The organism is Variovorax atrisoli, from assembly GCF_014195185.1.
Classification (GTDB): domain Bacteria; phylum Pseudomonadota; class Gammaproteobacteria; order Burkholderiales; family Burkholderiaceae_C; genus Variovorax; species Variovorax atrisoli.
In genome coordinates this window covers 67,654-87,574 of record NZ_JACIBG010000014.1, presented here as the reverse complement: position 1 = coordinate 87,574, position 19,921 = coordinate 67,654, and the positions used below count along the sequence as shown (strand labels likewise).

Here is a 19,921-nt window from a genome sequence, read left to right as displayed (position 1 = left end):
AACAGAGGGAGGGTTCTCAATGGAAAAACACGCAATCGTCAAAGCGGCAGCAATACTTGCGATCGGGGTACTTCACGGATGCGGTGGGAGTGGCAGTGGAGGAGGAGCCGCCTTTCCGATGGCTACTGCACCTGTGGCTTCGCCGGCATCTGCCGAAGCCTCGGTTCCGGCGTCAGCACCAAGCCCGGCAGCTCCACCCGCCGCAGCACCGGCTCCATCTGCTGCCCCCGTTGCATCTCTTCGCCGGGCACTCGATACCGTCAGTCCTGTCGCGGTGAACGGTGATCTCGATATCGAGTTGTCTCCGGCGTTTGCGTCGGCGGTCGTTGTGACCTATTCGCTCGAGAATCCTGATGGCACGAATGCGGGGACAGTCTCATTGCGTGGCGGCTCTGCCGGGCTGTTCTTCCCGCATACCGCCAATCTGGTCAAGCTCCTCATGCCCAAGGTCAACCCGGGTTCTTATGTATTGAGAGCAAAAGGTCAGATCCTGAATTTTGCTACCGCAACCTCGACGTATGTCGAGGCGACCATGCCGGTTGAGTTGAATACGCTCTCATTGAATCTGGCGAGCCTGAGCTACTCGTCAGGCTTGGTTATCGGCGGATCTTCGCGTTTCCTGTCCCTGACCTACACCAGCGATGTCAGTGGCACCTTGTTTTTCTATCCGACCGGCCATGCGACTGGCGTGTGTGCATTGAAAACCGCTGCAGAACTCGCATTGGTGCCAGACGTCAAGACTTTTGCAGTCACCGGTTCTGCAAATTCCTCCTCCGGCGCACTGACATCGGCTACATCATTCGCTGACGCCGATACTGGTTGTCTGCAATTCGTCCGTGCCAGCGATTCGGTGGCGGAAGCGCCGTATACCTTCAATTTCCGCTATCAACCGCTGCCGACTTCGGGCGATCTGATTTTTTCCCTGGATGCAGACCCTGCGGCCATCGCCAAGAGCGCCATCAGCCTGATGTCGATGCCGCGAAGCGTAAATTCGAGTGGCTTCTTCGATTGGCTGGAGCGTCGGCAAGTTTTCACCTCCGGTGACGTGCTTCAGCATACAACGGCCAACAGCGCGCGCATCAGCCTGGAACAGGCGGGCGGAACCTGGCAGTACAGGCTGACCGCGCCAGTCGCTACTGATCACCCGTACTACGTTGCGAAGATCGAGGGGCGTCCTCCACTGGTCCTCTTTGTCAAGCCCTGACTTCACGCCGCCTTGTTTGCGGTAGCGAGCAAATCCAGAGCTGCCGCGATATGCCCGTCCTTGCACGGAGCCTGACTGCTGCGCGAGCGGGGACCGTCGTGGAGAGCACGCCGGATTCAATCTCGACGCAAATTTTTAACCAGAGGGAGAGTGAAATGAGAAAGATGCAGAAGGAGATGAGGGCGATGGTCACCGCAGTCGCGTTGCTCGCTCTTACGGGCTGCATGAGCGTTTCCGAAGTGGTTCAAGTCCCCGCTGAAAAGCAAGTGGCTGTAGCGAATTTCAGGCTACCGATCGCGCCCTCGGATACTGGAGAAGTAGTTGTCTACGTCGTCAACAAGGCCGAGACTGCTTCGAACAAGTGGGACCGAGGCGTTATCTTCACCACGGCCTTCGCCATCGAAGGAGCGATAGCGCCACTTGAAACCATTCCAGGGCAATACGCGGTGGCGAAGATCAAGCCCGGCAGGTACGCACTTCGAGCTCAACGCCTTTGCCATCCGGACGGGCCAGGCGGCAATGACGACGAACGCTTTCCAGCAGCCGGAACCGTCATGCCACCGTGGCAGACGGGTTGGAGCACCTATACGCGCTCCTATGGCCCGGGATTGCGCAGTGGCGAAGAGGTTTTCGAGTTTCAGGGCGGCAAGACCTATGTGTTTTCGATCAACCCCAACTGCGCCCTCGTCGTCAAGGCGGGCGGCGTTTTGCTGTATCCGCGTATCCGACAGACAGATGAGCCTGGTGGCAAGTACTTGGTCATGACCAGTACTCCAGCCAGGAAACAGTGAACCACCTGATGACTGTTCGCACTTCAACGCGCAGAGCTTGCCTGCAAGAGGAGAGATGAATTGTGCGTAGAAGAATCAGTTTGCCGGTCACGGCGCTGATAGCGACTGCTGCGTTGCTCGCGGGCTGCGCTGCCTCACCGTATCGCGTGCCGGGCACCGAGACGCAACCGTTGTCCAGCCTGGCTATCGTCAAGTCGGGACCGCGCGCAGCCAGCTATCTCGTGTCGATCGACGGGGTGAGGGTGCCTCACGTTCTTCGGCCGGTGGATCGCTGGGAACTGCCGCCCGGCGAGCACACGGCAGTGGTCGGCCTCAGGACGCACCCGCAGTTTTCGGCTGACCACATTTATCTGAAATTCACTGTTCTTCCGGGAAAGAGTTACGTCATCCAATATGAGGTCAACACCAGATGGGGGCGAGGCACTTGGCGGGGATGGATAGAAGACGAGGGAGGCGCCACGGTCTCCACTCCTGATCCCAGACCGGCTTCGACAACGAAGTAGAAGGGCTTCGATCCCAACGCAAGCTTCTGACGCGGCAGGGGATCGTGCGGCTTGCCAACTATCGCAAGAACGACTCAACCTTCACCGGAATCCCCGGCTCCTCCCACCGATAGGCATCCCCCAGCACATCCCGCTCCGGCTTCTGCCCAGTCCATCGAATATTGAGCAGATCCATCAAGGTCCACCCCGTCCAGTCCGCGCGAAACGGCTGCATTGCGGCAGCCTGCGAAAGCGGCTGCCCGTTGCGCCACACCACTGCCGGAATACGGTAACCCGAAGCAGTCGACGGGCTATGCCCCGCGCGGTCGCTCACATGCCCCACCTCCTGCCCGTGGTCCGACAAATACATCCACGCCCGGTACTCGCCCGGCTTGCCCGGCGCACGCGTCTGCTGCAGCAGCTCCGACACCACGAAGTCGTGATACAGCAGCGCTGCGTCGTACTCCTGCCGAAAGCGCCGCACCCAGGCCGAGCGACCGTCCTTCATCAGGCCGTTTTCCACCGCATCGACGTTGTCGTCGAACGGATTGGCGTTTGCGGGAAAGCGCAGGCTGTAGTGCGGGTGCGCGCCCATCAGGTGGACGACGATGAGCTTGCGGTCCGTGCTTGTGTCGGCCAGTGCTTCCTGCACGCAGTCGAGGATCTCGCCGTCGAGTGAAGCACTCGCGCGGCCCGGCGTGCGGTTGACCATGTCGACGACGTCGGCGAGGCGTGCGTGCTGCTGTTCGATGGCGAGGTCGTCGTGGTTGCTGATCCACCAGACCTTGTAGCCGGCGGCGCGTGCGAGTGCCAGCACGTGCGGCGGGTTCTCTGCCTCGGGCAGGCCGAAGTGGAACATGTTGCGAAGTGCGGGAAGGGTGCTGGCGTCCACCGACCATGCGTTCTTCAGCACCGCCATCTGGTCGCCGGTCTGCGCCTTGTGCGCGAGCAGGCGTGGCGTGGTCGGGCGGCCGTAGCCGTAGAGGGCCATGTTGTCGCGGTTGATGCTGTCGGTGATGACGAGCACCACGGTGGAGGGGCCGGACTGCGTGATGACAGGCGCGATGGCCTTGGCCTGCGCCATCAGGCGGTCGCGCTGCTTCTGCTGGTCGGCCCAGGCGGAGCGCAGCGTGTGGAGGGAATCGAACCACTGGGTCCAGAAGATCGCCGGATGCAGCCTGCGCCAAGGCTTGCTGGCGTAGGCCACGCAAGAGAGCAGGAGCAGCAGCGCGATCAGCGCCACCATCCATCGCGAAGGCCGAGCCGATGGTGTCGCGCCTGCCGCAGCACCGCGCCGCGCGAACATGCCCACGAGCACGCCCGCCACCACCAGCACCGCGCCCCACACGGCGGCCGAGCGCCAGTGCATCCACAGGTATTCGGTGCCCTCGCGCGCGTTGGTGTTGGCCGCCGCGCCCAGGACCATCGCGCCGTCGGGCGCGGCCTGGTAGGTGTCGAGCAGGTAGGCGCGCACCGTCCCGTCGATCGCGAAGCCCATCGCCCAGAGCCACACGAGCATCGTGCGCACGCGACGCATGCGGGCGCTGCGCAATGGCCACGCGAGCCACAGCACCATCGGCAGGGCGAGCACCGCGAGCTGCGCGATGCGACGGCCGTCATGGCCCAGCGCGATGAGCGCCAGCAGCGTCGCGCCGACCACGCCGCAGGCGAGCAGCGCGTTGCGCGACGGAGAAGCTTGTGGGGTCAGAGTGGTCAAGCAGGCGGCGCAGCGAGGCGAATCGGGGGAACGGGGGAGGGGAGGGCGCGCGCATTCTGCCCCGGCCCCTGCGCTGAGGCCTTCAGTGCCCCGATGGCGGCGAGGCCCTTTGGCCGGGCGGTGCGCTCAGGGATATCCCCGCGGAACTTATCGGGCCTCTGGTGCCCAGATGGGCTTTTCCATCAATCCACAGAAAGGAATTTCCGCTCCATGCTCAGATTCAGCCGGCTGCCCGCGCTTTTGCTCGCTTTCGTTCTTTCCTGGGTGGCTTTGCTGCCGTCCGCGACTGCCGCCCAGACACAGATGGTCAGCGCGGCGGTCAAGACGCTGAACATGCGAACTGGTCCCGGCCAGCGCTACGAGACGCACTGGACGGTCAGCAGGGGCTATCCGTTTCGCGTGATCGGCAGGAAGGGCGCCTGGCTGCACGTCAGCGACTTCGAGGGGGACAAGGCCTGGGTCTTCCGTTCGATGACCGACAAGACGCCGCACTACGTGGTGAAGGCGCAATCGGCCAACCTGCGCCGCGCGCCCGGCGCGCGCAGCCCGGTGGTGAAGCGGGCCGGCTATGGCGACGTGCTGCGCACCATCGAACGGCGCGGCAACTGGGTCAAGGTGCGGCACGAAGGCGGCGCCACCGGGTGGGTGCAGCGCAGCCTGGTCTGGGGCTGGTAGGGCGAGGGCGGCCCTGCGAGCGGTTCAGGTCGCCGTGGCCTGGCGCACGGCGCGCTCCCAGCGCGCCATCGATTCCTCGGCCTGCGCGCGGCCCATGGTCGGCATGAAGCGCCGCTCGATCTTCCACAGCTTCGACAGCTGCCGTGCGTCGGTATAGACGCCGGTCGAAAGGCCGGCGAGGTACGCGGCGCCCAGCGCGGTGGTCTCGATCACTTCGGGCCGCACCACCGGAATGCCCAGCAGGTCGGCCTGGAACTGCATCAGCAGGTCGTTCACGCTGGCGCCGCCGTCCACGCGCAGCTCGGCCACGGGCTTGCCGCCGGCGGCCACCGCGTCGCGGCTCATGGCCTGCAGCAGCGCGGCGCTCTGGTAGGCGATGCTCTCCAGCGCGGCGCGCGCGATGTGCGCCACGGTGGTTCCGCGCGTGAGGCCGGTGATCGTGCCGCGAGCTTCGGCGTCCCAGTAGGGCGCGCCGAGCCCGGTGAAGGCCGGCACCATCATCACGCCGCCCGCGTCGGGCACGCTCTCGGCCAGCGACTGCACCTCGGCGCTGCCCTTGATGGCCTTGAGGCCGTCGCGCAGCCACTGCACCACGGCGCCGCCGACGAACACGCTGCCTTCCATTGCGTACTGCGGCGTCGCATCGGTCTGCGCCGCGCTGGTCACGAGCAGGCCGTTGTGCGAGGGCTGGAACGCGCCGCCGGTGTGCATCAGCAGGAAGCAGCCGGTGCCGTAGGTGTTCTTGGCCATGCCGGCCTCGAAGCAGGCCTGGCCGAAGAGGGCGCTCTGCTGGTCGCCGGCCACGCCGCCGATGGGCAGCGCGTGGCCCAGCAGCGCTGCGTCGGTATCCGCGAAGTGCGAGCTCGAGGGCTGCACCTTCGGCATCAGCGAGGCGGGAATGTCGAGCGCCTTCAGCAGGTCGGCGTCCCACTCGTTGGCGTGCACGTTGAAGAGCATGGTGCGCGAGGCGTTGCTCACGTCGGTCACATGCACCTTGCCGCCGGTGAGCTGCCACATTAGCCAGCTGTCGACGGTGCCGAAGGCGAGCTCGCCGCGCGCGGCCTGCTCGCGCGCGCCGGGCACGTTGTCGAGCAGCCAGCGCAGCTTGGTGCCGGAGAAGTAGGCGTCGATGACGAGGCCGGTCTTCTCGCGGATGGTGTCGGCCATGCCTTCTTCGCGCAGCTGCGCGCACAGCGGCTCGGCGCGGCGGTCCTGCCAGACGATGGCGTGGTGCACCGGCTGGCCCGTCCTGCGGTCCCACAGCACGGTGGTCTCGCGCTGGTTGGTGATGCCGATGGCGTGGATGTCGGTGGGCTTGAGCTTGGCCTTCACGAGCACTTCGCGCGCGGTCGCGAGCTGGCTGCGCCAGATTTCCATCGGGTCGTGCTCGACCCAGCCCGGCTGCGGATAGATCTGCGTCAGCTCCTTCTGCGCAATGGCGACGATGTGCCCCTCGCGGTCGAAAACGATGCTGCGCGAGCTGGAGGTGCCCTGGTCGAGGGCGAGCAGGTAGGTGGTCGTCATTCGTTCTTGTTCCTTCTGTTCGTCTTCAGTTGTCGCGCGCGATCTCCAGGCGCACCTGGGCGGCGTTCAGCAGGTCGCTGAAGGGCGCGGGCGGCTCGGCGTCGGTGAAGAGCCGGTCGATCTGCGAGAGGGTGCCCAGCTGGATCATCGCCGGCCGGTTGAACTTGCTCGCGTCGGCGGCCAGCCACACTTCGCGCGCCTGCGCGATGATGGTCTGCGCCACCTTCACCTCGCGCAGGTCGAAGTCGCGCAGCGAGCCGTCGGCCTCGATGCTCGACACGCCGATGAGGGCGATGTCGACCTTGAACTGGCGGATGAAGTCGATGGTGGCCTCGCCCACCACGGCGCGGTCGCGCGGGCGCACCGAGCCGCCCGCCACGATCACCTCGCACGATGCGTTGCCGCTGAGGATGGTGGCCACGTTCAGGTTGTTGGTGATCACGCGCAGCCCCGTGTGGCGCAGCAGCGCCTTGGCGATGGCCTCCGTGGTGGTGCCGATGTTGAGGATCAGCGAGCAGTCGTTGGGCACCAGCTGCGCCACGCGGCGGGCGATGCGCGCCTTGCCTTCGGCGTGCAGCGTCTCGCGCTGCTGGTAGCCGATGTTCTCCGTGGTCGAGCTGGGCACGCGCACGCCGCCGTGGAACCGGGTGAGCAGCCCCTCGTCGGCCAGCCGCTGCACGTCGCGCCGCACGGTCTGAAGGGTCACGCCGAGCATGTCGGCCAGTTGCTCGACGGTGACGGAACCGCGCGCGCGCACGGTGTCCAGGAGGTTGATCTGTCGGGGGTTGGAGTTCACGGAGGCGTCGTGGAATGCGGGAAGACTGAGGCCAAGAGTACTCGGCGCGCCACTTTAAAGCGAACAAAAACGAATCGACCTAAGGGAAAACTCGGAGGAAAATCGCGCCAAAAGGAATCCAAATGAAAAAACTCGAAAATACAATGGCCGCCGTCAGTGACGAAAGTCACGCATCAACGGACCCAATTCCTGTGAGCGCTTCTTCTTCCGCTTCGCCCGCGCCTGCCACCGACTGCGACGTTCTGATCGTCGGCGGCGGCATCAACGGCTGCGGCATCGCGCGTGACCTCGCCGGCCGCGGCTGGCGCGTGGTGCTGTGCGAAAAGGACGATCTCGCCTCGCACACGTCGTCTTCGTCCACCAAGCTGATCCACGGCGGCCTGCGCTATCTCGAATACTACGAGTTCTCGCTGGTGCGCAAGGCGCTGCAGGAGCGCGAGGTGCTGCTCAAGAGCGCGCCGCACATCATGTGGCCGCTGCGCTTCGTGATGCCGCACGACCCGTCGATGCGCCCGGCCTGGATGATCCGCATCGGCCTGTTCATGTACGACCACCTCGCTCGCCGCGAGGTATTGCCGGGTTCGCGCAGCGTCGACCTGCGCGCGCATGCGGCCGGCAAGCCGCTGAAGGCGCAGTACAAGCGCGGCTTCATCTATTCCGATGGCTGGGTCGACGACGCCCGCCTGGTGGTGCTCAACGCCCTCGACGCGAAGGCGCGCGGCGCCGAAGTGCTGACGCGCACCCGCTGCGTGCATGCCCAGCGCGACGCCGACGGCTGGACCGCCACCCTGCTGGGCGCCGACGGCACCAAGCGCACGCTGCGTGCCCGCGCGGTGGTCAATGCCGCAGGGCCGTGGGCCGAATCCTTCCTGCGCGGCGTGGCCCGGTCGGCCAAGGGCGAGGCGCTCGCCACCAAGAGCCTGCGCCTGGTGAAGGGCAGCCACATCGTGGTGCCGCGCCTCTTCGAGCACGACCACGCCTACATCTTCCAGAACCCCGACAAGCGGATCATCTTCGCCATTCCCTACCAGGACGAGTTCACGCTGATCGGCACCACCGACATCGAACTCACCGGCGACGACCCCGGCGCCGCGCGCATTGCCGAGGAGGAGGTCGAGTACCTCTGCACCCAGGCCAGCCGCTATTTCGAGAAGCCCATCGCGCCTTCGGACGTGGTGTGGACCTATTCGGGCGTGCGCCCGCTGCTGGACGACGACTCGGGCGACCCTTCCGCCGTCACGCGCGACTACATGCTGGAGTCGAACACCGCGGCCGCGCCGCTGCTGTCGGTGTGGGGCGGAAAGATCACCACCTTCCGCAAGCTGGCCGAGGACGCCGCCGACGAGGTAGGGCGGATGCTGGGACAGTCTGCGCAACAGCGCCCGGCCTGGACCGACGGCGCGTTCCTCGCAGGCGGAGACCTGTCGTCCTGGATCGGCCCCGCCAGGCGCCCCGACGAGGATTTCGAGCGCTTCGTCGAAGCCGTGGAGGCAAGGTATCCGTGGCTCGGCAGCCAACTCGCGCGCCGCCTCGCGCGGGCCTACGGTGCGCGCATTGCCGATCTGCTGGGCGACGCGAAGGCCATGGCAGACCTGGGCCTCGAGGTTGCGCCCGGCCTGCATGAGCGCGAACTGCGCTTCCTGCAGGACAACGAATGGGCCGTGAGCGCCGACGACGTGCTCTGGCGCCGCTCCAAGCTGGGGCTGCACTACATGCCGGAGCAGCGCGAGCAGGTCGCGCGCTGGCTGCAGCAACAGCAACATTGACAACAAGCCCGTGCCGGCGACAGCCGGGCCGGACACAGGGACGAGAGAAGGGGAAGAGCGCCAATGCAATTGACACTCGAGCGCGTCACCAAGAAGGTGGGTGCGCAGACATGGCTCTACGAGCAGAGCATCGCGCCGAAGAGCGGCGCGGTCACCGTGCTCCTGGGCGCCACGCAGGCCGGCAAGACCAGCCTGATGCGGCTGATGGCGGGGCTCGACACACCCACCACGGGCAAGGTGCTGGTCGACGGCAAGGACGTGACCGGCATGCCGGTGCGCGAACGCAACGTCGCGATGGTCTACCAGCAGTTCATCAACTACCCGTCGCTCAAGGTGGCGGACAACATCGCCTCGCCGCTCAAGCTGCGCGGTGAATCGAACATCGATGCGCGGGTGAAGGCGCTGGCCGACAAGCTGCACATCGGCATGTTCCTCGACCGCTATCCGCAGGAGCTGTCGGGCGGCCAGCAGCAGCGCGTGGCCCTGGCGCGCGCGCTCGCCAAGAACGCGCCGCTGATGCTGCTCGACGAGCCTCTGGTCAACCTCGACTACAAGCTGCGCGAAGGCCTGCGCGAGGAGCTCACGCAGCTCTTCGCCACCGGCGATTCGACCGTGATCTACGCGACCACCGAGCCCGGCGAAGCATTGCTGCTGGGCGGCTACACCGCGGTGATGGATGCCGGCGAACTGCTGCAGTACGGCCCCACGGCCGAGGTCTTCCACGCGCCGCAGTCGCTGCGGGTGGCGCGCGCCTTCAGCGATCCGCCGATGAATCTGCTGGCCGGCACCGCCAGCGCCGGCCGCGTGCAGATGGCTGGCGGGCCCGCGCTTTCGCTGGCGTTGCCCGAGAGCGTCTCGGGCCCCGTCACCGTGGGCCTGCGTGCGAGCGCGCTGAACGTCGATGCGGGGGAGGGCGACATCGCCCTGCCCGGCAAGGTGGAGCTGGCCGAGATCTCGGGCTCCGACACCTTCGTGCACGTGGAGACGGCCGTCGGCGAGCTGGTGGCGCAGCTCACCGGCGTGCACCGCTTCGAGCTGGGTGCCTCGCTCACGCTGTACTTCAGCGCGTCGCAGGCGTATGTGTTCGATGCCGGCGAAAAGCTGGCGCTGGCGCCCGCGTGGCGCAAGGGAGACTAGCCATGGCACGCATCGACCTCGACCTCGCCCACGCCTACCGCCCGAACCCCACGCAGGACAGCGACTACGCGCTGCTTCCGTTGAAGATGAGCTTCCGCGACGGCGGCGCGTACGCCTTGCTCGGCCCTTCGGGCTGCGGCAAGACGACCATGCTCAACATCATCTCGGGCCTGCTCGTGCCTTCGCAGGGCACCGTGACCTTCGACGGCCGCGACGTGACGCGCGCCACGCCGCAGGAACGCAACATCGCGCAGGTGTTCCAGTTCCCGGTGATCTACGACACCATGACCGTGGCCGAGAACCTCGCGTTCCCCTTGCGCAACCGCAAGATGCCGGCCGACCAGATCAGGAAGCGCGTCGGCGAGATCGCCGAGATGCTCGACATGAGCGGGCAGCTCAACCAGCGCGCGGCGGGCCTCGCTGCCGACGCCAAGCAGAAGATCTCGCTCGGTCGCGGGCTGGTGCGCAGCGACGTGTCGGCGGTGCTCTTCGACGAGCCGCTCACCGTGATCGACCCGCACCTGAAATGGCAGCTGCGCCGCAAGCTCAAGCAGATCCATCGCGAGCTGAAGCTCACGCTGATCTACGTGACGCACGACCAGGTGGAGGCTCTCACCTTCGCCGAAGAGGTGGTGGTGATGACGCGGGGCAAGGCTGTGCAGGTGGGCAGCGCCGACGCGCTCTTCGAGCGGCCGGCCCACACCTTCGTCGGGCATTTCATCGGCTCGCCGGGCATGAACTTCCTGTCGGCGCAAAGCGGCAACGGCACTATCGAAGTGGCGGGAACGCCGCTGGTGCCCACGCGCGAACTGCCGCACGGTCCGCTGAAGATCGGCATCCGCCCCGAGTACCTGCGCCTGTCGAACGCGGGCGCGGCCGGCGCCGTGCCTGCCGTGGTGAAGCAGGTGCAGGACGTGGGCACGCACGTGATGCTGACGGTGGAGGCCGGCGGCAGCCTGCTGAAGGTGCGGCTGCATTCGGACGACCGCCCTCCGGCGGTGGGAGACACGGTGTGGGTGCGGGTGCTCGACACGCACACCTGCTATTACAAGGATGAGGAGCTGGTCGCATGAGCGCAGTGCCGGGCCGCCCCAAGCAAGCTCGCACCGGAGTGCGAAGCACGGAGGTATTGCAGTGAACGCTACCAACAAGCCGATCAACCAGAAGGCATGGTGGCTGGTGCTGCCGGTGCTGGTCTGCGTGGCCTTCTCGGCCATCGTGCCGCTCATGACGGTGGTCAACTACTCGGTGCAGGACATCATCTCGCCCGAGCGGCGCGTGTTCGTGGGAACCGAATGGTTCGCCGCGGTGATGCGCGACGACGAGCTGCACCAGGCGCTGTGGCGCCAGCTGGGCTTCTCGCTGTCGGTGCTGCTGGTGGAGATTCCGCTGGGCATCGGCCTGGCGCTGTCGATGCCGGCCAAGGGCTGGAAGTCTTCCGCCGTGCTGGTGGTGGTTGCCCTGTCGCTGCTGATTCCCTGGAACGTGGTCGGCACCATCTGGCAGATCTACGGCCGCGCCGACATCGGCCTGCTGGGCCATGCGCTGCAGAAGCTGGGCATCGACTACAACTACACCGGCAGCGCCACCGACGCGTGGCTCACGGTGCTGGTGATGGACGTGTGGCACTGGACGCCGCTTGTGGCGCTGCTTTGCTATGCGGGCCTGCGCTCCATTCCCGACGCCTACTACCAGGCCGCGCGCATCGATGGCGCGAGCAAGTTCGCGGTGTTCCGCTACATCCAGCTGCCCAAGATGCGCGGCGTGCTCATGATCGCGGTGCTGCTGCGCTTCATGGACAGCTTCATGATCTACACCGAGCCCTTCGTGCTGACGGGCGGCGGGCCGGGCAACGCCACCACCTTCCTGAGCCAGTACCTCACGCAGAAGGCCGTGGGCCAGTTCGACCTGGGGCCGGCGGCGGCGTTCTCGCTGATCTACTTCCTCATCATCCTGCTGCTGTGCTTCGTGCTCTACAACTGGATGCAGCGGGTCGGCACGCAGGAAGCGGAGGTGGAGAAATGAACGAGAAGAGATTTCACAAGCGCAGCATCTTCCTGGTGCTGTACATCCTGTTCGCGCTGTTGCCCATCTACTGGATGATCAACATGAGCTTCAAGACGAACGAGGAGATCCTGTCGAGCTTCTCGTTCTTCCCGCAGCAGCTCACCTGGGCGAACTACGCGCGCATCTTCACCGACGAGTCGTGGTACTCGGGCTACATCAACAGCCTGATCTACGTGGCGATCAACACGGTGATCTCGCTCACCGTGGCGCTGCCGGCGGCGTACGCCTTCTCGCGCTATTCGTTCCTGGGCGACAAGCACGTCTTCTTCTGGCTGCTGACCAACCGCATGACGCCGCCCGCGGTGTTCCTGCTGCCGTTCTTCCAGCTCTACAGCACGGTCGGGCTGATGGACACGCACCTGGGCGTGGCGCTTGCGCACCTGCTGTTCAACGTGCCGCTGGCGGTGTGGATCCTCGAAGGCTTCATGAGCGGCATTCCGCGCGAGATCGACGAGACGGCCTACATCGACGGCTACTCGTTCCCGCGCTTCTTCCTCACGATCTTCCTGCCGCTCATCAAGGCCGGCGTGGGCGTGGCGGCGTTCTTCTGCTTCATGTTCAGCTGGGTCGAGCTGCTGCTGGCGCGCACGCTCACCAGCGTGAACGCCAAGCCCATCGTGGCGACGATGACGCGCACCGTGAGCGCATCGGGCATGGACTGGGCAACGCTGGCCGCGGCCGGCGTGCTCACCATCGTGCCGGGGGCCATCGTGATCTGGTTCGTGCGTCACTACATCGCGAAGGGTTTCGCGATGGGTCGTGTTTGAGGAGGCACGGATATGTTCGATTGGATGGTCTGGACCACTCCGGTGGCCGTGTTCTTCATCTGCATCGCGCTGATGCTGGTCGGCATGACGATCTGGGAGTTCAAGTCGCCCACCACGCTGCGGCGCGGCTGGCTGCCGATGGCCACCACGCGCGGCGACAGGCTCTTCATCGGGCTGCTGTCGGCGGCCTACGTGAACCTGATCTTCGTCGGCCTGGCGGGCAAGTTCCAGGAGTGGTTCAGCCTCGAGGCCGAGCCCTCGGTGTGGATCAGCTTCGTGCTGTCGATGGGCCTGCTCGCGCTCATCATGCGCAAGGGCTGAGGGGCCCGTTCCGCTTCTTTCCTGATTTCCAAAAGCGTTCCGGCTCTCCGCCTCCCCGGAGCCGTGATCGGACAAAACACCGGGGAAGCAACAACCGAGGAGACAGTTCCATGAAGATGCGCTACACGGCATTGGCACTTGCGGCGGCGATGTTCGCCGCGCATGGTGCGGCAACGGCCGGCGAGGCCGAAGCCAAGAAGTGGATCGACAGCGAGTTCCAGCCATCGACCTTGTCCAAGGACAAGCAGATGGACGAGATGAAGTGGTTCATCGAAGCAGCCAAGAAACTGCAGGCCAAGGGCGTGAAGGAGATTTCCGTCGTCTCCGAGACCCTGACCACCCACGAGTACGAATCGAAGACGCTGGCCAAGGCCTTCGAGGAAATCACCGGCATCAAGGTCAAGCACGACCTGATCCAGGAAGGCGACGTCGTCGAGAAGCTGCAGACCTCGATGCAGTCGGGCAAGTCGATCTATGACGGCTGGGTCTCCGACTCCGACCTGATCGGCACGCACTACCGCTACGGCAAGATCATGTCGCTGACCGAGTACATGGGCGGCGCCGGCAAGGAGTTCACCAACCCCGGCCTCGACCTGAAGGACTTCATCGGCACCAGCTTCACCACCGCGCCCGACGGCCAGCTCTACCAACTGCCCGACCAGCAGTTCGCCAACCTGTACTGGTTCCGCGCCGACCTGTTCGCGCGCAAGGACCTGCAGGACAAGTTCAAGGCCAAGTACGGCTACGACCTGGGCGTGCCGCTGAACTGGAGCGCGTACGAGGACATCGCCGAGTTCTTCAGCACCGACGTGAAGACCATCGACGGAAAGCCGATCTATGGCCACATGGACTACGGCAAGAAGGACCCGTCGCTGGGCTGGCGCTTCACCGACGCATGGCTGTCGATGGCCGGCGCGGCCGACAAGGGCATCCCCAACGGCATGCCGATCGACGAATGGGGCATCCGCGTGGCGGCCGACAAGTGCACGCCCACCGGCGCCTCGGTGGCCCGCGGCGGCGCGACCAACTCGCCGGCCGCCGTGTATGCGCTGACCAAGTACATCGACTGGATGAAGAAGTACGCGCCCAAGGAAGCCATGGGCATGACCTTCGGCGAATCCGGCCCGGTGCCCGCGCAGGGCCAGATCGCCCAGCAGATCTTCTGGTACACGGCCTTCACCGCCGACATGACCAAGAAGGGCCTGCCCGTGGTGAACGACGACGGCTCGCCCAAGTGGCGCATGGCCCCCGGCCCGAACGGCCCGTACTGGAAGCAGGGCATGCAGAACGGCTACCAGGACGTGGGCTCGTGGACCTTCTTCAAGGGCCACGACGCCAACAAGACGGCCGCCGCATGGCTCTACGCGCAGTTCATCACCGCCAAGACCACCTCGCTGAAGAAGTCGATCACCGGCCTGACCTTCATCCGCGACAGCGACATCCGCTCGGACTACTTCACGCAGAACGCCAACAAGTACGGCGGCCTGATCGAGTTCTACCGCAGCCCCGCGCGCGTGGCCTGGACCCCGACCGGCACCAACGTGCCCGACTACCCCAAGCTGGCCCAGCTGTGGTGGAAGAACGTGGCAGAGGCCGTGACGGGCGAGAAGACGCCGCAGAAGGCCATGGACAACCTGGCCGACGAGATGGACAACGTGATGGCCCGCCTGGAACGCGCCGGCATGGCCAAGTGCGCGCCCAAGCTCAATCCGAAGGGCGATCCGGCCAAGTACCTGAGCGACGACCACGCTCCGTGGAAGAAGCTGGCCAACGAGAAGCCGAAGGGCGAGACCATCGACTACAACAAGCTGCTGACCGCCTGGAAGGAAGGCAAGGTGCGCTGAGCGCCCGGCGACTTGCTCATCCGGCAGCAACAGCCGGCAGCAACCCGGCAGACAGGGCCGTGCCGCGAGGCGCGGCCCTTTTTTTGCCTGTTTTCCGCATTGCCGGCCTTTCCGGTGCAATTTGGCCGCTTCGAGCGTCTGATTGCCGCGACGCCATGACCATTGGCAGATGCGCTAGCCCAAGGCTTCGCTTACATTCGACGGCCCCCGAAATGCCCGAGCCAGTGAATTCCAGTCTTTCCAGCCCTTCCAGCGTGCCTGCGAGCGTCAAGCGCGTCCTGGTCCTGCGCTATTCGCAGTCCGGCCAGCTCGACGAGGTGGCCGACCGGATCGTCGCGCCGCTGAAGGCGGACCCGGCCATCCAGGTGCACGAGGAGGTGCTGCGGCCCCTGAAGCCGTACCCCTTTCCCTGGCCCTTCCTGACCTTCTTCGACGCCTTCCCCGAATCGGCTCACATGAAGCCGCAGCCGCTGGCGCCGCTCTCGCTCACGGGCGACGAAGACTTCGACCTCGTCGTGCTGCCCTACCAGGTGTGGTTCCTGGCGCCTTCGCAGCCGGTGGCGGCCTTCCTCAAGCATCCGGTTGCGGCCCGGCTGCTCAAGGGCAAGCCGGTGGTCACGGTCATCGCCTGCCGCAACATGTGGCTGCTGGCGCAGGAAAAGCTCAAGGGCATGCTCGACGACGTGGGCGCGCGGCTGATTGACAACGTGGTGCTCACCGACCCCGGCCCCACGCTCGCCACCTTCTTCACCACCCCCGCCTGGCTGATCTGGGGCCGCAAGCGCGGCTTCTGGGGCATGCCCGACGCCGGGCTCAGTACCGACCAGATCGTGGGTACGGCCCGTTTCGGCCGGGCCCTGCGCGACGCGCTGCACCAGGGCCTGGAGCGCGGCACGCAGCCGCTGCTGGCCGGCCTCGGAGCGGTGCAGGCCGATGCCCGCCTCCTCATCAGCGAGAAGGCCGGCACCCGCAGCTTCTACCTCTGGGGCAAGCTCATCATGGCCGCGGGCGGCCCCGGCGCCCGGCAGCGCAAGCCGCTGCTGCTGCTGTACGTGCTGTTTCTGCTGGTACTGATCATTACGGTGGTGCCCGTGAGCCTGAGCCTGCAGGCGCTTCTGCGACCGCTGTTCAGGGGGTGGCTGACTAGAATGACGGCCAAATTCGAGTGCCCGTCGGGCTCAGCCACGGACCGCACCCCTCTCTATGACGACTGATGTCTTCCTGACCCGTACTGCCGCTTTCCTGCCCTTTTCCCCGGTCAGCAATGAAGACATCGAAGACGTCCTCGGTCGCATCGGCGGCAAGGCGTCCCGTGCGCGGCGGCTGATCCTGCGCAGCAACGGCATCCAGTCGCGCCACTACGCCATCGACCGCGCCACCGGCGAGCTGGCGATGACCAATGCGCAGCTCACGGCCGGCGCCATCCGCGCGCTGGGCGACGTGGGGCAGGTCGACTGCCTCGTCACCGGCACCTCGCTGCCCGACCAGCTCATGCCCAACCACGCGGTGATGGTGCATGGCGAGCTCGGCTGGCCGCGGCTCGAAGTGGTGGCCTGCGCGGGCATCTGCCTGGCCGGTGCCGCGGCGCTGAAGCATGCATGGCTGTCGGTGCGCGCGGGCGACGCACGCCGCGCGGTGGCTACCGGCTCCGAGCTGGCCTCGGCCGTGATGCGCGGTTCGCGCTTCGAGGCCGAGTTCGAGCACAAGATCGAGGCGCTGGAGGCGCGGCCCGAGCTGGCCTTCGAGAAGGACTTCCTGCGCTGGATGCTCTCCGACGGCGCCGGCGCCGTGCTGCTGGAGAACGCGCCGCGCGGGCCGCTGTCGCTGCGCATCGACTGGATCGACCTTTCCTCGGCCGCGCACGAACTGCCGGCCTGCATGTACGCCGGCGCCGAGAAGAACGCCGAAGGCGGCCTCGACGGCTGGGCGCGCAAGTCGCCCGACGAGTGGCGCAGCGAGTCGACCTTCGCCGTGAAGCAGGACGTGCGCCTGCTCAACGAGAACATCGTGCGCGCCACGCTGTCCGAGCCGCTGGCGCAGGTCATCGAGCGCAGGGGCCTCAAGCCGGCCGACGTCGACTGGTTCCTTCCGCACCTCTCGTCGCAATATTTCGTGGAGCCGGTGAGCCGGGCGCTCGAGGCGCTGGGCTTCCCGATCCCGCGCGAGCGCTGGTTCAGCAACCTCGCGACCAAGGGCAACACGGGCTCGGCGTCGCCTTACATCATGCTCGACGAGCTGTTCCGCTCGGGCCGCATCAAGCCCGGCCAGAAGCTGCTGATGTTCGTGCCGGAAAGCGGCCGTTTCTCCAGCGGCTTCATCCACATGGAGGCGGTGGCATGAAGTACTCCCCCGGGCTTGCCCACTTAGTTTGGCCTCCCACCCTCTCGCCGGGGGCAACACCGGCGGGCCGGCAGAGCCGGTTCCGCGGTGCTCCCGGACCAAGGCCTGCATTGACGAATTCGGACGGGTGAGATGGATCTGGATGCAGTACCGCAGGAGGGCAACGCGACCCTCGACGGCCATTCGAAGCTGATGTACGCACGCGATGCGCAGGGCCGCGTGGTCACGACCACCTCGCGTGGCTGGGAGGCGGAGGAGATCGTCACCAGCCATGCGGTCGAAGTGCTCGTGGAACAGGCGCAGGCCGCCAGGGAGCGCGTGAAGGCCGGGCTGGCCTCGCCGCTCGAATACTGGATGTACGAGCGCCGCATGGACGTGGCGCTGCTCTCGCAGACCAGCGGCTTCTGGCAATGGCGGGTGCGCCGCCACCTGCAGCCGCGCCACTTCGCCGCGCTCTCGCCGGCGCAGCTCGCCCGCTATGGCGAGGCGCTGGGCCTGCCCGTTTCCACCTTGCAGAGGCTGCCGTGAACTTCCAGCACCAACAGGCGGCGCATTGCGAAAGCGGCGTCATCTCCAGCCTCATGCGCCACCACGGCGCGCCGATGAGCGAGAGCATGGCGCTGGGGCTGTCGTCGGCGCTGTCGTTCGCGTACCTGCCGTTCATCAAGCTGTCGGGCCTGCCGCTCATCTCTTACCGCATGCCGCCCAAGGCCATCATCAAGGGCCTGCTGGCGCCGATGGCCGCGCGGTTCCGCTTCGAGACCTTCGGCAGTGCCGAGGCCGGGCAGAAGCGGCTCGACGCCTTGCTGGCCGACGGCAAGCTGGTGGGGCTGCAGACCTCGGTGTACTGGCTGCCGTACTTTCCGCCGAACATGCGTTTCCACTTCAACGCGCACAACCTGCTGGTGTACGGCAAGGACGGCGACGACTACCTCATCAGCGACCCGGTGTTCGAGGAGCCCGTGCGCTGCCCGAGCAGCGACCTTGCGCGCGCCCGCTTCGCCAAGGGCGTGCTCGCGCCCAAGGGCCTCATGTACTACCCGCAGGCCATCGAGCGCAAGGCGGTGGACGCGGCCTCGGTGGTCAAGGCCATCCGCAAGACGGTGCGCACCATGCTCGCGCCCATTCCCATCGTCGGCGTGCGCGGCATGCGGACGCTGGCCGCGCGCATGCAGAAGCTGTCGCCGGCCGATCCGCGCAGCGTCGACTTCATCGGCCACGTGGTGCGCATGCAGGAAGAGATCGGCACCGGCGGGGCGGGCTTCCGCTTCATCTATGCGGGCTTCCTGCAGGAGGCCGCGCAGCTGCTCGACAAGCCGCAGCTGCAGCAGATGTCCGAGCGGCTCATCGCCATCGGCGACGGCTGGCGCGCCTTCGCGCTCAAGGCCGCACGCATGGTGAAGGGGCGCGAGGCGGTCGATCCGGCCGCGCTGGCTGCGAAGCTGCGCGAGCAGGCCGAGCAGGAGGAACGCTTCTTCCGCGACCTCAAGGCCGCCGTCGCCTGATATGGGCGCTTCGGGGCTTGCCACTGCGCGTGCCGCGCCAACCCCTGAGGGGGAGGGCCGGGCCGGTGGCGGTCCGATGCTGGAGCTGCGAGGGCTCGCCTACCGCTATCCGCATGCCGACGCACCCGCATTGGCCGGGGTGTCGCTGGCAGTGCCGCGCGGCAGCGTGCTGGGCCTTTTGGGGCCGAACGGCGCGGGCAAGACCACGTTGATCTCGCACCTGTCGGGCGCGCTGGCAGTGCAGTCGGGCGAGATCCGAATCGACGGCCAGCCGCTGAAGGAAGTGCGGGCCAAGGCGCCCACGCGCATCGCGGTCGCCCCGCAGGAGCACGCGTTCTATCCGATGCTGACGGTGGCCGAGAACCTTGCGGTATTTGCCGCGGCGGGCGGTCTCTCGGTGGCGCGCAGGAGGCAGCGCATCGAGGCGTGCATTCAGTTCGCGCAGCTCGAGCAGTTCGCCGCCGTGCGCGCGGAGCGGCTCTCGGGCGGCCTCAAGCGCCGCCTCAACCTCGCCATCGCGCTGCTGCCCGAGCCCGAGCTGATGCTGTTCGACGAGCCCACGGTGGGCGTCGATCCGCAGTCGCGCGCCTTCATCCTCGATGCCATCAAGAGCCTTGCCCAGCAGGGCGCGGCGGTGATCTACGCCTCGCACTACATGGAGGAGATCGAGGCGATCGCCGACCGTGTCGCGATCCTCGACCGCGGCCATGTGCTGCGCGAAGGTTCGCTCGAGGAGCTGCTGTCGAAGAGCGCGATGCTGCTCACGCTGGCAGCCGACGGACTCGATGCCGGCATGCTCTCGCGCTTCGGCACGGTCGAGCAGGGGGGCGTGCACTGGCGCATCCACCTCCACCCCGGCAGCGGACCGGGGCCGGTGCTGGCCACACTCGAGGCCGAGGGCGTCGAGGTGCGGCATGCCGAGTTCGGCCGCCATGACCTCGAGCAGCTCTTCATGGCGCTCACCCACCGCTCGCTGCGAGACTGA

At 66.5% G+C, this 19,921-nt stretch carries 19 protein-coding genes; 15 read left to right on the top strand and 4 right to left on the bottom strand.

The genetic code is table 11. From position 1 onward, the window contains the following. The first annotated feature begins 19 nt into the window (after positions 1-19). Complete coding sequence (locus FHY06_RS32930; RefSeq protein WP_184607514.1) at positions 20-1,204, top strand: hypothetical protein; 1,185 nt, start codon at positions 20-22, stop codon at positions 1,202-1,204. Between the two features lie 155 nt (positions 1,205-1,359). Further along, the gene (locus FHY06_RS32925) at positions 1,360-1,995 is read left to right on the top strand and encodes a hypothetical protein (protein ID WP_184607513.1); all 636 of its coding nucleotides are present in this window, start codon (positions 1,360-1,362) and stop codon (positions 1,993-1,995) included. A 561-nt stretch (positions 1,996-2,556) separates the two neighbouring features. Here FHY06_RS32925 and FHY06_RS32920 read toward each other — a convergent pair. Next, positions 2,557-4,194: a phosphoethanolamine transferase gene (locus tag FHY06_RS32920; RefSeq protein WP_184607512.1), complete on the bottom strand. Its 1,638-nt coding sequence runs from the start codon at positions 4,192-4,194 to the stop codon at positions 2,557-2,559. Positions 4,195-4,376: 182 nt separating this feature from the next. Then, entirely contained in the window at positions 4,377-4,529 is a 153-nt protein-coding gene (locus tag FHY06_RS35010) for a hypothetical protein (RefSeq protein ID WP_260310838.1), read from the bottom strand. On the opposite strand from FHY06_RS35010, the gene FHY06_RS32915 reads away from it, so the two are divergent. Beyond that, positions 4,528-4,869 carry an SH3 domain-containing protein gene (locus FHY06_RS32915; protein ID WP_244164364.1) on the top strand — a complete coding sequence of 114 codons (342 nt, stop codon included), beginning with the start codon at positions 4,528-4,530 and terminating at the stop codon, positions 4,867-4,869. The genes FHY06_RS35010 and FHY06_RS32915 overlap by 2 nt on opposite strands. A 24-nt stretch (positions 4,870-4,893) precedes the next feature. Here FHY06_RS32915 and glpK read toward each other — a convergent pair whose 3' ends face one another. Together glpK and FHY06_RS32905 are read right to left on the bottom strand one after the other, a co-directional pair. Next, complete coding sequence (gene glpK, locus FHY06_RS32910) at positions 4,894-6,393, bottom strand: glycerol kinase GlpK (protein WP_184607511.1); 1,500 nt, start codon at positions 6,391-6,393, stop codon at positions 4,894-4,896. 25 nt (positions 6,394-6,418) lie between these two features. Next, entirely contained in the window at positions 6,419-7,189 is a 771-nt protein-coding gene (locus FHY06_RS32905; RefSeq protein ID WP_019656040.1) for a DeoR/GlpR family DNA-binding transcription regulator, read from the bottom strand. A 122-nt stretch (positions 7,190-7,311) separates the two neighbouring features. On the opposite strand from FHY06_RS32905, the gene glpD reads away from it, so the two are divergent. The 12 genes from glpD (at position 7,312) to FHY06_RS32845 (ending at position 19,921) form a co-directional block, all read left to right on the top strand. Further along, positions 7,312-8,955 carry a glycerol-3-phosphate dehydrogenase gene (gene glpD / locus FHY06_RS32900; RefSeq protein ID WP_184607510.1) on the top strand — a complete coding sequence of 548 codons (1,644 nt, stop codon included), beginning with the start codon at positions 7,312-7,314 and terminating at the stop codon, positions 8,953-8,955. 63 nt (positions 8,956-9,018) lie between these two features. Continuing rightward, a complete protein-coding gene (locus FHY06_RS32895) occupies positions 9,019-10,092 on the top strand; it encodes an ABC transporter ATP-binding protein (RefSeq protein WP_126021791.1) in 1,074 nt (357 codons plus the stop codon). A gap of 2 nt (positions 10,093-10,094) precedes the next feature. Further along, positions 10,095-11,165 (top strand): ABC transporter ATP-binding protein, encoded by a 1,071-nt coding sequence (locus tag FHY06_RS32890; protein ID WP_132800722.1) that lies wholly within the window; start codon positions 10,095-10,097, stop codon positions 11,163-11,165. Positions 11,166-11,226: 61 nt separating this feature from the next. After that, the gene (locus FHY06_RS32885; protein ID WP_126184868.1) at positions 11,227-12,117 is read left to right on the top strand and encodes a carbohydrate ABC transporter permease; all 891 of its coding nucleotides are present in this window, start codon (positions 11,227-11,229) and stop codon (positions 12,115-12,117) included. After that, positions 12,114-12,926: a carbohydrate ABC transporter permease gene (locus FHY06_RS32880; protein ID WP_019656045.1), complete on the top strand. Its 813-nt coding sequence runs from the start codon at positions 12,114-12,116 to the stop codon at positions 12,924-12,926. The genes FHY06_RS32885 and FHY06_RS32880 overlap by 4 nt, the downstream gene beginning before the upstream one ends. A 12-nt stretch (positions 12,927-12,938) precedes the next feature. Next, positions 12,939-13,247 (top strand): DUF2160 domain-containing protein, encoded by a 309-nt coding sequence (locus FHY06_RS32875; protein WP_019656046.1) that lies wholly within the window; start codon positions 12,939-12,941, stop codon positions 13,245-13,247. Positions 13,248-13,357: 110 nt separating this feature from the next. Then, entirely contained in the window at positions 13,358-15,091 is a 1,734-nt protein-coding gene (locus FHY06_RS32870) for an ABC transporter substrate-binding protein (RefSeq protein WP_019656047.1), read from the top strand. Positions 15,092-15,303: 212 nt separating this feature from the next. Beyond that, positions 15,304-16,305 (top strand): dialkylrecorsinol condensing enzyme, encoded by a 1,002-nt coding sequence (locus tag FHY06_RS32865; RefSeq protein ID WP_184607509.1) that lies wholly within the window; start codon positions 15,304-15,306, stop codon positions 16,303-16,305. Further along, a complete protein-coding gene (locus tag FHY06_RS32860; protein WP_184607508.1) occupies positions 16,295-17,431 on the top strand; it encodes a beta-ketoacyl-ACP synthase III in 1,137 nt (378 codons plus the stop codon). The genes FHY06_RS32865 and FHY06_RS32860 overlap by 11 nt, the downstream gene beginning before the upstream one ends. Before the next feature lie 132 nt (positions 17,432-17,563). Then, complete coding sequence (locus FHY06_RS32855) at positions 17,564-17,959, top strand: DarG family dialkylresorcinol biosynthesis protein (RefSeq protein ID WP_126184865.1); 396 nt, start codon at positions 17,564-17,566, stop codon at positions 17,957-17,959. After that, positions 17,956-18,936 carry a BtrH-related acyltransferase DarH gene (locus FHY06_RS32850; RefSeq protein WP_019656051.1) on the top strand — a complete coding sequence of 327 codons (981 nt, stop codon included), beginning with the start codon at positions 17,956-17,958 and terminating at the stop codon, positions 18,934-18,936. Before FHY06_RS32855 ends, FHY06_RS32850 begins: the two co-directional genes overlap by 4 nt. A gap of 76 nt (positions 18,937-19,012) precedes the next feature. After that, the gene (locus FHY06_RS32845) at positions 19,013-19,921 is read left to right on the top strand and encodes an ABC transporter ATP-binding protein (RefSeq protein ID WP_184607507.1); all 909 of its coding nucleotides are present in this window, start codon (positions 19,013-19,015) and stop codon (positions 19,919-19,921) included.